At 64.1% G+C, this 14654-nt stretch carries 10 protein-coding genes; 9 read left to right on the top strand and 1 reads right to left on the bottom strand.

The features are described 5' to 3' along the window. Window positions 1–8 precede the first annotated feature (8 nt). The 6 genes from IT350_06725 (at window position 9) to IT350_06700 (ending at window position 10323) form a co-directional block, all read left to right on the top strand. A complete protein-coding gene (locus IT350_06725; protein ID MCC6157731.1) occupies window positions 9–2309 on the top strand; it encodes a GH92 family glycosyl hydrolase in 2301 nt (766 codons plus the stop codon). A gap of 23 nt (window positions 2310–2332) precedes the next feature. Further along, on the top strand, window positions 2333–4519 hold the full coding sequence (locus tag IT350_06720) for a hypothetical protein (GenBank protein MCC6157730.1): 2187 nt from the start codon (window positions 2333–2335) through the stop codon (window positions 4517–4519). A 95-nt stretch (window positions 4520–4614) separates the two neighbouring features. Next, a complete protein-coding gene (locus IT350_06715; protein MCC6157729.1) occupies window positions 4615–5151 on the top strand; it encodes a PilZ domain-containing protein in 537 nt (178 codons plus the stop codon). A gap of 111 nt (window positions 5152–5262) precedes the next feature. Continuing rightward, entirely contained in the window at window positions 5263–7152 is a 1890-nt protein-coding gene (locus IT350_06710) for a thiamine pyrophosphate-binding protein (protein ID MCC6157728.1), read from the top strand. 23 nt (window positions 7153–7175) lie between these two features. Continuing rightward, window positions 7176–8612, top strand: a complete 1437-nt coding sequence (locus IT350_06705; protein MCC6157727.1) for an NAD-dependent succinate-semialdehyde dehydrogenase — start codon at window positions 7176–7178, stop codon at window positions 8610–8612. 31 nt (window positions 8613–8643) lie between these two features. Further along, window positions 8644–10323, top strand: coding sequence for a dihydroxy-acid dehydratase (locus tag IT350_06700; GenBank protein ID MCC6157726.1), 1680 nt, complete (start codon window positions 8644–8646; stop codon window positions 10321–10323). Here IT350_06700 and IT350_06695 read toward each other — a convergent pair. Continuing rightward, window positions 10320–10985 carry a class I SAM-dependent methyltransferase gene (locus IT350_06695; GenBank protein MCC6157725.1) on the bottom strand — a complete coding sequence of 222 codons (666 nt, stop codon included), beginning with the start codon at window positions 10983–10985 and terminating at the stop codon, window positions 10320–10322. The genes IT350_06700 and IT350_06695 overlap by 4 nt on opposite strands. Before the next feature lie 76 nt (window positions 10986–11061). Between IT350_06695 and IT350_06690 the strand changes: the two genes are divergently transcribed. The 3 genes from IT350_06690 to IT350_06680 are packed head-to-tail and all read left to right on the top strand — an operon-like array spanning window position 11062 to window position 14456. Beyond that, entirely contained in the window at window positions 11062–11487 is a 426-nt protein-coding gene (locus tag IT350_06690; protein ID MCC6157724.1) for a TfoX/Sxy family protein, read from the top strand. Then, a complete protein-coding gene (locus tag IT350_06685; protein MCC6157723.1) occupies window positions 11484–12077 on the top strand; it encodes a hypothetical protein in 594 nt (197 codons plus the stop codon). The genes IT350_06690 and IT350_06685 overlap by 4 nt, the downstream gene beginning before the upstream one ends. 45 nt (window positions 12078–12122) lie before the next feature. After that, window positions 12123–14456: a GH92 family glycosyl hydrolase gene (locus tag IT350_06680; GenBank protein ID MCC6157722.1), complete on the top strand. Its 2334-nt coding sequence runs from the start codon at window positions 12123–12125 to the stop codon at window positions 14454–14456. Window positions 14457–14654 lie beyond the last annotated feature (198 nt).

The raw sequence follows: 14654 nt of genomic DNA, 5'->3' as shown, positions 1-14654 counted from the left end.
ACGGTCGCGTGAAGCGTCTCGTTTTTCTATTTCTTGCCGCAATCGCGACGCAGTTTTTCGCGCGCACGGGCATGGCATTCGATCGCGGCGCGGGGGAATCGAGGTCCGCCTCGATTTCGGGAGCGACGGCGGGTAATCCGAGACTCGGCTGGGTCGATCCGTTGATCGGCTCCGGGGGTTGGGGATTCGGCGCCGGAAGCATGACGCCCGCGCCGCAAACGCCGAAGGGGATGATTCGCCCCGGTCCCGACACGTCGTTCGATCATGTGGCATGGCCGTGGCAGCACTTCGCGGGATATTGGCACGAAGACACGCACATCCGCGGATTCTCGCAAACCCGTCTTGTGGGCGTGGGGCTCAACGATCAGGGCGTCGTTCGGATCATGCCGACGCACGGATTCGATCGGTCGAAAACAGGAGAGGCGGGGTATCGCCAGCGCTTCTTCCACGACCGCGAACGCGTGCGTGTTGGATACTACGGCGTCGTGCTCGAACCGAGCGGGATCGATGTGGAGATCGCACCCGGCGATCGGGCGGCGCTGTATCGATTCACGTATCCACGCACTTCCGAACCGCCGACCGTGATCGTCGATGCGGGCGCGGCCATCGTTCCCGGCCACGTGCGCGGCGCGAAGGTGGAAGTCGATCGCGAGGCGCGCGAGATTCGCGGCGTCATCGATCTCGCTGGAGGATTCAGCGGCGCTTACGGCGGGCTGCCGACATATTTCGCCCTGCGTTTTTCCGAGCCGCTCGCGGACTGTGACACTTTTGCCGATGGCCGGGTGCGGGAGGGCGACACGGAGGCGTCGGGCGCGTTGTCCGGCGCGTACGCCCAGTTCGCGGCCCGCGACATTTTGGTCGCCGTCGGAATCTCGTACATCGACGTCGCGCACGCGCGCGCCCACATCGACGAAGACCTGCCGGGGTTCGACTTCGATCGTACCGTCGCGCGTGCGCGCGAGCACTGGTCGAAGAAAATCGATCTCATCGAAATCAGCGGCGGAACGGCGCGGCAGCGCCGGATCTTTCACACCGCGCTGTACAACGCATTTCGCATGCCGACCTTGATGACGGAGAGTGGGCGCGATTACCGTGCATTCGATGGGCAGACCCGCCGTGCGAACGACTTCACATACCACTCCGATCTTTCGCTGTGGGACACGTTTCGCACCGTTCACCCCCTCTACAACCTGATCGATCCCGATCTGAACCGCGATCTGGTGAAGTCGCTCGTCGCCATGGCGCGGGCAACCGGCCGGTTTCCGGTCTGGCCGATGGGACGCGGTGACGGTGCGTGCATGATCGGGACCCACGCCGACGCGGTCGTGGCCGAAGCGGCGGTGAAGGGCATGCGAGACGAAGATCTGCGATTTGCGTTGCACTTGATGACCAACGACGCCCGGCCGGATCGCGACGACGCCGATCACTATGTGACGCACGGATACTGCGCCGCGGATCGTACCCCAAAAGCGGTCTCAAAGACCTTGGAATATGCGTTCGACGATGCCTGCGTCGCCGCGTTGGCCAAATCGCTCGGAGCACGCGAACTCGCGAACGTGTTTCGCAATCGTTCGGAAAACTACCGGCATGTCTGGGACGATCGAACCGGTTACTTTCGTGCGCGACGCTCGGACGGATCGTTCACGCGGCCGTTTCGGCGTCGGTGGGTGTTCGACCGCGACTACGTGGAAGGAAGCGCCGAACACTGGAGGTGGTACGTCCCCCATGACCCGGAGGGGCTAGCGGACCTGCTCGGTGGGCGGGAATCGGCGGCGGAAAAACTCAACCGCTTCTTCGAATCCGGCGTCGGCGCGCGCGACACGATGCTCCCGGATCGCGCGTATTGGCACGGTAACGAACCCGACATTCACGCGGCGTATCTATTCAATCGATTCGGACGTCCGGATCTGACGCAGACGTGGGTTCGCTGGATCATGGAGAACAAGTACGACGACACCCCGGACGGTCTCGACGGCAACGACGACGCGGGCACGCTGTCGACCTGGTACGTTTGGTCCGCGATCGGTCTTTATCCGCTCGATCCGTGCTCGGGGAATTATGAACTCGGCACCCCGCTGTTCCCGCGGGCTGTTTTGCATCTGCCGGATGGGGACCTGGTCATTGTGGCCGAGAATCAGGCTCCGAATCGTCCCTTCGTCTCGCGTGTTGAATGGAATGGCGCGCCGCTCGCACGCACCTGGGTGCGCCACGAGGAAATCCGGCACGGAGGTGAACTCCGGTTCGTGATGACCTCATCGCCCACCGGTGTTGACCCAAAGGTCCATCGGGGCCAAAAGCGTTCGAACTGAACACTGACTGTCCCGGAGCGCCCTTGTTCGTCGTTCCGTTCGTCTGGCTCGCGATCGGGTATCTCGCCGCGATCTCCTTCGCGCCGAAAGCGACTCTCGTCGAGCGGATTGCGTATTCGTTGCTCTTCGGCATCGGCCTTGTTCCGCTGTTTGTCGTCGCGCATGCATTCCTCGCGCCGGCGTTCATCACGAATACCTCGATTGTGGTTGCGACCGTCCTCGCGGCGGCGTTCTTCGGTCTTCTCGCGTGGCGTCGCCGGTGTGAGTTCTGCCGTACTGGCCCGATGACACGTTGGAATGGCGTCGCGCTGGCGATCGGTGTGCTCGTCGCCGCGGTCGCGTGGCGCCACTACAACGACGCGGAATTCGTTCTCGCTCTCGCGTCGTATCTTCAGCGCGGCGAGGCCGAGTGCTTTTACATGCAGACGTTCAAGCTCGTCGGCGCCTTGCATCCCGGCGGGCTGCGCACCTCGCTGCGCGAGGCGTACGACATCATCAGCACGCCCGGGAATGTCGTCTTTACCTCGGCGTTCTTTCCGATCCTCGGTCGCCATACGTTTCACATCATGTACGTCGTGTTCCAGGTCCTCGTTTTCTGGTTCTCATACCTGCTCGCGAGTGCGTGGACCGAAAAATCTTTCGCCGCGTTGGTGGCGGCCGCGTTCGTCGCGCTCAGCCCGTACATGCTCTGGATCGAGGTGCTCGACCGAAACGTGATCGCCTTCGCCCTCGGCGCGGCTCTCTTGCATGCGGCATGGACACGGGACGAACGAGTCGGATTCCTGGGACTCCTGTTCGGCCTGTGCGCGGGAACGGGGCTGCGCTTCTTGTGGATCGTGGGCGCCTTGCCGATCGCCCTCGTCTTCGTCGTTCGGAAACGTTCGTGGAAAGCGTTCGCGGGATTCGCGGTTGTCGCGGCGGCGACTTTCGCGTTCAACCTGCCGCATCTCACGTGGCACGGTCTGCACACGTTGGGCGAAACGACCCCGGCGTGGAAGCTGGCGTGGGATTTGCTGGCGCACCCCACAAGGACACCGCTCGTACCGCTGCCGAATGCGGCGTGGTACGGAATGCATCTTCTTCGTTTTCTCGGCGTCGCCGCGCTCGCACTGGCGCTAGCCGGGTGCGTCGATTTGAAGCGTCGATGCAACGCTCATTTCACCATTCCCATCCTCGTTTTTCTTCCGATCTCTTTCGTCCTCGCGACGCAGCGTGACTGGATCGAGGCGGACAAGCTGCGCATTCTGGTTTCGGCGTTCCCCGCGCTGGTCGTCTGGATCGCCGCCGGGATCGCGAGCGTGATGGAACGCGACCACCTTCGTCGCCGGTGGGGGGTTGCATTCGGCTGCGCGATTGTGGTTTTCGCGTGGGGATTTTTTGTCGCGCGATGGGATGCGGCTTCGGACGAATCTTCGCGCGAGCGAAAACCCGTCTATCAAAGCGACGCGGTCGCTTACTCGGAGTTCTATCGCGGCGAATTTTCGCGGTTCCGGCCTTGGCCGCGATACGCGCCGCTTTTCGACAAACTGCGCTGGGGCCGGAAACGGGTGGAGTCCGCGATTGTCGCGCAAACCCTGCTGGGCAAAGGCGCCTCGCCGCGCGTCGCGGAGCATTCGTGGGTCCGTTCGGAGTTCGCCGATGTCCTCGCCAGGCCGATTCCCGAGATGCCGTTTTCCGGGCGATTCCGCTCGTTGGCCGTCGATCTGGAACGACTCGCAACCGATCCGGCGAACGCCGTGCGCGTTGCCGAAGAGGGGACCGAGTTTTTCCTCGATTACATCGACGAGGAGAGTGTGCTGGACGTTTACCACAAGACCGTTCCCGTCTCGTGGCAACCCGAACCCCTGACGATGACCGTGCTGCCCGGCAAGCCCGAGTTCCACGCGCTGGCGGAGTTGCCGATCGAACTCAACGCCTTCGTGAGCTACGGCAAGGACGAGGTGGGCTTCGAACGCGTCAATTTGATTCACCTCGGCGCTCAGAAGCGCGGTCAGGCGGCATTCGACACCGGCCTGACGGCGCTTCCCCAGACGGACGACCGGTCGGTCATTTCCGTTCGAATTCCGGCGGAAGTCCGTGTAATTCTTCGATATTGGATCGTCGATTCGGCGAAGGGGACCCCCCATCGCATCGACGCTTGGGCGATAGAAGCTGCTGATGGGAAGCCCGAAATCCGGTTCTTCCCGCTCGAACCGGAGTCCTATTTGTAAAAGGTCGGAAAATTTCCGGTAATTTCCCTTGCCAAGGGTCTGGAAATTTGCAATAATCCAATTGCTTCTGTTTCTTCGAATGGATGGGACGCGGCATGACCAAGAAGGTGTTCACGACGGGCGAGGTGGCCAGGCTTCTGGGCATCAACATCAACACCGTCATCAAGTGGTTCGACGACGGCGAGATCGAAGGCTTCCGTCTGCCCAACGGCAGCGGTCGGCGCATTCCGCTCGCCAACCTTCTGCGTTTCATGAGCTTCCACGGCATTCCGTACGATTTGCTCGAGGAATCGACGCCGATGCGCCGGAGGCATCGCCGCGTGAACTGTCAGTGGAACGGGCGCGTTTCCGTGGTGAACGGACACGAATACGGCCCTTACGAAGCACATATCTCCGACGTGTCGCGCGGCGGCGCGCGGATTCGGGTGGTCGGTCAGACACTCTCGATCCCCATGGGCGAACACACGGTCACACTTGGCCTCTCGGACGGTCCGCTGTCCGGGACGGTCATGCACGGACGCATCGCCCACCTCGCGGGCCACGACGACGGCTTGTTGGTCGGCGTGGAGTTCCAGCATCTCGGCGACGATGAGACGAGTCGCATCGAACGTTTCGTCGAGACCCACGCGTAGCTTCGCCCGCGTTCCATTTCGCTTTACGGCCCGTCGCGCTTCCTCCTATCATGACGTGACCCCGCCGCGCCTTCGCGGTCGGGTTTGCTCTGGATTCATCGGGGGCCGTGCATGAGTGGGGAGTCGATCGCCCGCGCGCGCATTGAGCGTGCATTTGCCATCTCTCGGGCCGGCGGTCTGGACGCCGCGATCTCATCGGGCGCGATTCCGGTCAGAATCGACGCGACGCTCGCCGAGCTCATCGTTCTCGGACTCCTACGTCAGAACGTCTCCCGTTATGTCACCGTTCTCGGCCACGGTTCGACCGAATTGGGCGAGGTTCTGCGGATCTACGAGTCCGCCGGGCTGCTGCGGACCTTCGGCGTGCGCAGCGAGGTCGAGGCATCGCATGCGGCGGCGGCGCTACGCTGGGTAACGGGGGAAAAAGCGGCAGTCGTGACGTCGATCGGCCCGGGCGCGCTTCAGGCGCTCGCGGCGTCGATCGCGCCGGCGAGCGACGGTCTCGGCGTGTGGTACCTCTTCGGCGACGAAACCACGCAAGACGAAGGCCCGAACATGCAGCAGATCCCGCGCGAGGAGCAGGGGCTTTTCACGCGGCTATGCGCAACCATGGGTGACGCATACTCTCTTCACACGCCCTGGGCGCTGGCGACCGCGCTGCGTCGCGGTCTAGCGCGGGTGGATGATCCGCATTCTCCCGGGCCGTTCTACCTGCTGATGCCCCTCAACACGCAGCCCGCGGAACTGCGCGGCTTTCACCTCGACGAGTTGCCGTGCGGCGCGCCGCCCAAGCTCGGTGCGTCGCAGGACGAGGTCGCGTACGGCGAAGCGGTATCGGTCCTTCGCACCGCAAGCCGCGTGACGCTGAAGATCGGTGCGGGAGCGCGTTTCGCCGGTGATTCGATCGCACGCTTTCTGGATCTCACGCACGCCGTGGCGGCACTGTCTCCGCGCAGCACGGGCGCGATTGCCTTTGCACATCCGCGCAACATGCAGGTCGGCGGGTCGAAGGGCAGCATCAGCGGCAACTTTGCGATGGAGCAGGCGGATCTCGTGGTCGTGCTGGGATCGCGCGCAGTGTGCCAGTCGGACTGTTCGCGAACTGGCTACCTGAACGCGCGGCACGTCATCAACATCAACACCGACGCGCGCGCGGCGATGCACTACAGCCGCACCACGGCGCTGGTGGGCGACGCGGGTCCGACGCTCGATCGGCTCTGCGATCTGCTCGAAGCGGACCCAATTCCACGAACGCAGGAACGCGCCGCGTGGCTCGATGCGTGCGCAGCGAGGCGGGCGGAGTGGGAGGCGTTCAAACGCGCCCGCTACGATGCGCCCACGCTGCACGACGGTGTCTGGAATGAGCCCGTTCTGACGCAGCCCGCCGCGATCAAGCTCATCACCGATCTCGCGCGAGAGCGCGGAGCGATCACGTTTTTCGACGCGGGCGACGTGCAGGCGAATGGGTTTCAGCTCGTCGAGGATGACCGCCCGGGTCGAACTTTCACGGAAACGGGTGCGAGCTACATGGGTTTCGCGACGTCGGCGCTGCTTGCGACCGCACTGTCGAAAAAGGTTCCGTATTCCATCGTGCTCACGGGCGACGGGTCGTTCACCATGAACCCGCAGGCGCTTAGCGATGGCGTGCAACACGGCGCGCGGGGGTGCGTGGTGGTGCTCGACAACCGTCGCATGGCGGCGATCTCGGGCCTGCAATGGGCGCAGTACGGCCATGACCACGCGACGAATGACCGCGTGGCGGTGGACTACGTGGCGTGGGGCGCTGCGATCGGCGGCGTGCGGGCGATCTTCGGCGGGAAAACTCCCGACGAACTGCGCCGCGCGCTGGACGAGGCTTTCGCATTCGATGGCGTCTCGCTCGTTCACGTGCCCGTCTATTGCGGCGCGAACGAACTGGGCGGGCTCGGCGCGTTCGGGCGCTGGAACGTCGGCAATTGGGTTGAAGACACGCAGCGGTTGCGTCACGAGTTGGGACTCTGATTTCGCACGAGGGGAGGGCGGCCATGAATGCGCCCACGGAAATGTTTATCGATGGATGCTGGACCGCGGCCTCTAGCGGCGCGCGGATGAATGTGCTCAACCCCGCGACGGAAGACGTGGTCGGCAGCGTGCCCGTCGCGACGGCGGACGATCTGGATCGCGCACTTGCGGCGGCCAACGACGCGTGGAAATCGTGGCGCGATGTGGACGCCTGGACGCGCAGCGCAAAAATCCGCCACGCGGCGGCGCTGATCCGCGAGCGAACGGAGGACATCGCCCGCACGTTGACCACGGAGCAGGGCAAGCCGCTAGCTGAGGCCCGCGCGGAGGTTCACGCCGCCGCCGACCAGTTCGACTGGTTCGCCGACGAGGCGCGGCGCATCTACGGGCGAGTCATCGATGGCCATTCGCGGGCGCATCGGCTGATGGTGATCCGCCAGCCCATCGGTCCCGTCGCCGCGTTCACGCCGTGGAATTTTCCCGCGCTGCTGCCGTCGCGAAAAATCGCGCCCGCGCTCGCAGCCGGATGCTCCGTGATCCTGAAGCCCGCGGAGGAATCGCCGTTCACCGCATTCGCGCTCGCCAAGGCGTGCGAAGACGCGGGAATTCCGCCGGGCGTCGTCAACGTCGTCACGGGCGATCCCGCCGCGATCAGCACGCACCTCATCCGTTCGCCCATCATTCGCAAGGTCAGCCTCACCGGCTCGGTGCCCGTGGGGCGCGAGCTGCTGCGTCTCGCGGCGGAAGGCATCAAGCCCGTCACGATGGAACTCGGCGGGCATTCGCCGGTCCTCGTCTTCGACGACGCGGACATCGAGCACGCGGCGACCGTGGCCGCGCGCGCGAAGTTTCGCAACAACGGGCAGGTGTGCATCTGCGCGAGCCGGTTCTTCGTGCAAGAGCGCGTCGCGGATTCATTCACGCGCCGGTTCGTGGAGATTACCAAGTCGCTGCGCGTGGGCGACGGCATGGACGACGCGACGGAGGTCGGGCCGCTTGCGAACAGGCGACGACTCGACGCCACCGAGGCGCTGTTGGCCGACGCGGTGGGCAAGGGCGCGCGCGTTGCGTGCGGGGGAACTCGCCCGCCGGGTCGTGACCGCGGGTTTTTCTTTTTGCCGACGGTGCTGACCGACGTGAACCGCACCATGGACATCTTGACACACGAGCCGTTCTGCCCGATCGCGCCGATCGCGACCTTCACCGATCTCGAAGACGGCCTCGCGCTCGCCAACGACACGGAATATGGCCTCGCGGCATATGTCTTCACGCAGAACACGCGCACGGCGTTTCTCGCGGCGGAGGGGATCGAGGCGGGGATGGTCGGCATAAACAACATGGTCATCGCCGCGGCGGAGATCCCCTTCGGCGGCATCAAGCAATCGGGCTTCGGTCGCGAGGGCGGCAACGAGGGCATCGAGGCGTACACGGTGACGAAGTACGTGAACTTCCTCCTGTAGACGAATTCGTCGCGACTTCGGTGGAGCGGTCATGAGTCGAAAAGGCATCAACGCGAATCTCGCCACGACGGGCGACGAGGCGTTTTCGCGGTATATGCGCCGCGCGTTTCTCGCTTCGGTGGGTTTCGACGCCGAGGATCTCGATCGGCCCATCGTGGGCATCGCCGACACGTCGTCGGACTACGTGACCTGCCACCGGAACATGCCCGAGATCATCGACGCGGTGAAACGCGGCGTGCTCGAAGCGGGCGGGCTTCCCTTCGTGTTTCCCACGTCGTCGCTGCACGAGATCCTCATGTCGCCGACGACGATGCTCTTTCGCAATCTGCTGGCGATGGAGACCGAGGAGATGATCCTCGCGCACCCCATGGACGCGGTGGTGCTTGTCGGCGGTTGCGACAAGACCGTGCCCGCGCAGCTCATGGCCGCGGCCTCGGCAAACGTACCCGCACTGATCGAGGTGACAGGGCCGATGCTGACCGGCCGATGGCGCGGCGAGCGCCTGGGCGCATGCACCGACTGCCGACGCCTTTGGGCGGCGCATCGGGCGGGCGATCTCGATGAGAACGACATCGCCGCCATCGAACCCAACCTGTGCCCCACCGGCGGGACATGCATGGTGATGGGCACGGCATCGACCATGGCGAGTCTCGCCGAGACACTCGGCATGATGCTTCCCGGCGGGGCGACGCCGCCCGCCGTGACCGGCGATCGGTTGCGTCACGCGGTGGCGACCGGGCGAATGGCGGTCGCGCGGGCGCGCACGCCAATCCGCCCGCGCGAGATTCTGACGCGCGACGCATTTCTCAACGCGCTCACGGTGCTGCTCGCGCTCGGTGGATCGACCAACGCGATCGTCCACCTGCTCGCCATTGCCCGGCGCGCGGGCGCGGACCTGTCGCTCACCGATGTGGATGCGGTGTCGGTGCGCGTGCCGCTCCTCGTGGACTGCAAGCCGGCGGGCGCGAACTACATGGAGGACTTCCACCATGCGGGCGGCGTGCCGGTCTTGCTGAAGGCGCTCGAGCCGTTGCTTCGCCGCGGAGCGCGCGTGGTCGAGGGTGGAACGCTGGGCGATCGCCTCGCGTCGTCGGCCGGGCCCGCCGAGTGGCAGTCGGTGATCCGCACCCTGGACACGCCACTGGGGCCGACCGGAGCGCTCGCCGTCGTGCGCGGCAGCCTCGCGCCGGAGGGCGCGGTCATCAAGGTCGCCGCCGCGTCACCCCATTTGGTTGCGCACACGGGACCCGCCGTCGTCTTCGAATCGCCCGACGACGTGGCGCGGCGCATCGATGATCCCGCGCTCGGCATCACGCCGAACCACGTGCTCGTCATGCGCAACGCGGGACCGGTCGGGGCGGGCATGCCGGAGGCGGGAGCGATCCCGATCCCGAAGTATCTGGCCCGCGACGGCGTCAAGGACATGGTGCGCGTGTCCGACGCGCGTATGAGCGGAACGGCGTACGGGACGATTGTGCTGCACGTTTCGCCCGAGGCGGCGGTCGGCGGGCCGCTCGCGCTCGTTCGCGACGGCGACCCCATCCGCCTCGACGTTTCGAATCGCCGTCTTGATTTGCTCGTGGAAGATGCTGATCTCGCGCGTCGGCGGGAATCGTGGCGACCGCCCGATCCGCCCGCGCGCGGCTATCGCTGGCTGCACGCCCGGCACGTCACGCAGGCGCACCTCGGCGCGGATCTGGACTTCTGCTAGAGCGCACGCCCCCACACGGCGACGTGACGGTCGCTGACGATCTCGCACGAAAGGTGCGCCAACCCCGATCCGTGCAGTTGATCGCGAATCTCCTCGCGCGAATACGCGGCCAGCAGCGAATTGAAGAAATCCCGCCGCAGAATTTCGGGCTCGTTCGGTGACGCGGCGTCCACGATGCGTCGCGCGTCTTCGCGGCTCGGCGGGCGAAACAGATCGACGACGAGGATCGGCGCGTCGGACCGCGCATTCGCAGCGATCGCCATCCAAAACTCCAGCGGATCGTCCATATGATGGAGCAGGCTGTTGCTGACAACGGCGTCGAACGGCGCGCCGTCGATCGCAGCACCGTCCACCATGCCGAGCCGCAACTCGATTCGCGAGGCGATGCCGGAAACTCCGACGTCCGCGCGAGCGAGTTCGATCATGGCGGGCGAGGCGTCCACGGCGACGACGGTCACGCCCGGCATTTCGCGGCAGAAACGAATCGGGATATCCGCCGGACCGCAACCCAGATCCAGAATCCGGCCCGGTTCGAAGTCCGGAAAGTGCTCGACGAATCGATCCACGAATCGCCGGTTGACGTCGGCGAAATCGGCGCGCGTATAGGCGAGCGCCTGCTCGGCTTCGTCCATGATCGCGTTCGGTTCGGGGATTCGGTTCAACAACAACCTCGGCCGCGCGGGTGATTGATAACCGTCCCGCACCGGTTCAAAATGCCTCGAATTATCCGGAGACATCATGGCGTCGAAGAGCGCCTTTGTGGAGTACCTGCTGGACCAGTTGCGCCAAGTGGACGGCGTCCGCGCCCGCGCCATGTTCGGCGGCCATGGCATTTACCGGCACGACCTCATGTTCGGGCTCGTGGCCGACGACGTGCTCTATCTCAAAGTCGACGCGCGCAACAAAGACGCCTTCATCGAGGCGGGTTCAGGCCCCTTTGTTTATGAGGCGAACGGTCGGCGCATGGAGATGTCGTATTTCGCATGCCCCGAGGGTGCGCTGGACGATCCCGACGAACTTGCTCGCTGGGCAGGGTCGGCGATGGACGCGGCCCTGCGCACCGTTGGTGCGAAGTCCAAACCGAAACCGAAATCGCCGGCGCGCCAGGCGAGTTCAGCCAAGAATCGAACGCACAATCAACATCCTGACGGGAGCAAGTCATGAAATCCTGTGTGATCGCGGTGCTGTGCCTGACGTTGATCGTGGTCGCCGCCGGCTGCGGGCCTAAAGACAAACCCGAGGAAGAGAAACCCGCGAAGAAAAGTGCCATGGATGAGGGCGCGGCCCGGATGCTGGGTACGACGCGGGAACTCCAGAAACCGCAAACCCTCAACACTTATGCGTGGACGCTGCCCGAGGGTTGGACGGAAAAGCCCGCCAAGGGCATGCGCGCGGCGAGTTTCGACATCAAGATCGGCGATGTCACCGCCGACGCGGCCATCACGGAACTCGTCGGAAAGGCCGGAGGGTTGGAAGCCAACATCACGCGCTGGCGCAAGCAGGTGGAGTTGCCGCCGATGACGCCCGCCGAGATCGAGGCGGCGGGCAAAGCCGATCAGATGAAGTTCGGGTCATTCAAGTACTACCGCATGGAAAATCCCAAACTCGCCGAGCGCGCGTTTTTCGCGGCCCTCGCCACACACGGAAACGTGACTGTCTTCGTCAAGCTGACGGCGAAGTACGACGATCTGTCGAAATTCGAGCCGGCGTTCCTCGAATTCTGCCGGAGTTTGGACGTCAAGACGAAAGAATAGGGATGCGCTGGATCGATCCGAACCGCGCCCGCTGACGGAGGAGTCATGCGTTTCCTCGCATTCCTGATGCTCGTCGGAGTCTTTTCGTTCGGGTGCGTGTTCGACGAAGAGGGCGGCGACGAGCCGAAGGAAGCGGCGGCGAGCCCGGACGACGACGCGGGCTCGGATGACGACCTCGCCGATGACGACGACACGGCCCCCGCGGACATTCTCGACGAAGTGAATCCCTTCATTGGAACGGCCGGAATGCCGATCTGGGGATTCGGTTTCATGCAGCCGGGGCCCATGCGCCCGAACGGTCTGGTCAAGCTCGGGCCGGACACGGGATTGGGCTGGATCTACATCTTCCTGTTCCACGCGGGCGGCTACTGGTACGGCGACAACACGATCCGCGGCTTCTCGCACACGCATTTGCCCGGCACGGGCATCGTCGATCTCGGCAACATCCTCGTGATGCCGGTCCTCGGCATGTCCGACGAGAAAGCTCTGCAAACAGGCTATCGATCCCGATTCTCGCACGCCAACGAGGACGCAAGCCCCGGCTATTACCGCGTGTTTCTCGAACGCTACGGCATCGACGCGCAGCTCACCGCGACGATGAATGCGGGCTATCACCGCTACACGTTTCCGGACGACGGCCCCGCGCCCTATGTCGTCATCGACTCCAGCCATTCGGTGGCGATCGAGGCGAGCTGGGGCGGCGAGATTCACGTCGATGCGGCGACGGGCGAGGTTTTCGGATACACCGATCAGCACGGCGGATTCAGCTACTCCTACGGCGGCATGCCGATCTATTTCGCGGCACGATTCTCCGAACCGGTCGCCGACTTCGGCACGGTGAAAAACGCGCAGCGTTTCGCCGGAGTCGCCGACCAGAGCGGCAGGGATATCGCGGCCTACGTGGGCTTCGCGCAGGGCACGCGCGTGGTCGATGTCGCGGTCGGCATCTCGCTCATCGGCGTCGATCAGGCGCGCGCGAACCTCGAATCGGAAATCGGCGATCTCGACTTTTTCGCCGTGCTCGAAGAGAGCCGCGACATCTGGCGCGAACGGCTAGGCGCGATCGAGATCGAGGGCGGCAACGCGGCCGAGCGACAGATCTTCCGCACGGCGATGATGCACCTCGACGTTTTGCCGACGAATCTCGTCGAATCCGGCGGGACGTACATGGGGTTCGATCGCGAGGAGCACGCGGCGGAAGGTTTCACGTATTACAGCGACCTGTCGTTGTGGGACACATTCCGCACCTATCACCCGCTGATGCAGCTCATCCGGCCCGAGATCAACCGCGACGTCGCGCTTTCGGCGAAGGCCATGTACGAACAGGGTGGCGCGTATCCCATGTGGGCGCAGGGCATCGGCGAGACGCAGGTCATGATCGGCACGCATTCCGATACCGTGATCGCCGACGCCTATCTGAAGGGCAATACCGATCTCGAAATCGAGACGATTTATCCCGGACTGCGCGAACACGCGTTCGTGGAGGCGGCGCTGGCGGAGCGGGTGGGCCTCGGCGACTACATGGATCTCGGCTACGTACCGGCCGATCATCAGGACCAATCGGTTTCGCGAACGATGGAGTACGCGCTCAACGATTTTTGTCTCGGACGCTTGGCCGATGCGCTGGGATACGAGACGGATAGAGATATTTTTCTCGCGCGATCCCGCAACTACCGCAATCTGTGGGACGACGAAACCGAATATTTCCGCCCGCGAAATTCCGACGGATCATTTAAGGAGCCCTTCAGTCCGGGTTCCGCGATTTTCAACCTGAACGGTTACACCGAAGGCAACGCGCGGCACTGGCTGTGGTTCGTTCTCCACGATGCCCCGGACCTTGTCCAACTGTTCGGCGGCCCCGAAATCTTCGTCGATCGACTCGAGGAATTTTTCGTGAACGGCATGCGCGAACGCACGCAGCTATCCGTTCAGCCGTGGTATTGGCACGGAAACGAGCCGGACATGCACGCCGCGTATTTGTTCAATTTCGCGGGGCGGCCCGACCTGACGCAGGACTGGGTGCGTTGGGTCGCGAAACACCGGTATTCCACCAAGCCCGACGGACTCGACGGCAACGACGACGGCGGTTCGCTCTCGGCGTGGTATGTCTTCACGGCGCTCGGGTTCTACCCGCTGCCCTGCACCAACACCTACGTGATCGGCTCGCCGAAATTTCCGCGCGCGGTGGTGCACATGCCGGGCGGCGATTTGGAGATCGTCGCCGAGAACGCGGACGAGGACCACATTTACGTCCAGTCCGTCACACTGAACGGCGAGCCGCTCGACGACCCGTGGTTCACGCACGACCGGATCGCGAACGGCGGGACGCTGGAATTCGTCATGGGCGACACGCCGACCCATGCTCTGAGACAACCCTGACACCGTCGTGGTCGCCTAGGGCACGTTTCGGGAAACACGATGGGCCGAATGCCACCGAATTAGGTGAAATCGGTTCAGAGGTATCGAAAAATTTTGATATTTCACTAGAAAAAGTTTGAAGTCGCCCGTTGATCTCGTTACAATCATACAGCAAGAGAGATCGCAGCGGGTGTGGGCGTGAGCTTGGCGTTGCGCTCA

Source organism: Deltaproteobacteria bacterium (genome assembly GCA_020845895.1).
Lineage (GTDB): Bacteria > Lernaellota > Lernaellaia > JACKCT01 > JACKCT01 > JADLEX01.
Note: the sequence above shows the minus strand (reverse complement) of the source record. Positions and strands in the feature narration are given on the sequence as shown.

Excerpts from the sequence above, each read along its gene's own strand:
- IT350_06715 (MCC6157729.1), top strand. The coding sequence starts at position 4,615 with ATGACCAAGAAGGTGTTCACGACGGGCGAGGTGGCCAGGCTTCTGGGC.
- IT350_06710 (MCC6157728.1), top strand. The coding sequence starts at position 5,263 with ATGAGTGGGGAGTCGATCGCCCGCGCGCGCATTGAGCGTGCATTTGCC.
- IT350_06705 (MCC6157727.1), top strand. The coding sequence starts at position 7,176 with ATGAATGCGCCCACGGAAATGTTTATCGATGGATGCTGGACCGCGGCC.
- IT350_06700 (MCC6157726.1), top strand. The coding sequence starts at position 8,644 with ATGAGTCGAAAAGGCATCAACGCGAATCTCGCCACGACGGGCGACGAG.
- IT350_06690 (MCC6157724.1), top strand. The coding sequence starts at position 11,062 with ATGGCGTCGAAGAGCGCCTTTGTGGAGTACCTGCTGGACCAGTTGCGC.
- IT350_06685 (MCC6157723.1), top strand. The coding sequence starts at position 11,484 with ATGAAATCCTGTGTGATCGCGGTGCTGTGCCTGACGTTGATCGTGGTC.
- IT350_06680 (MCC6157722.1), top strand. The coding sequence starts at position 12,123 with ATGCGTTTCCTCGCATTCCTGATGCTCGTCGGAGTCTTTTCGTTCGGG.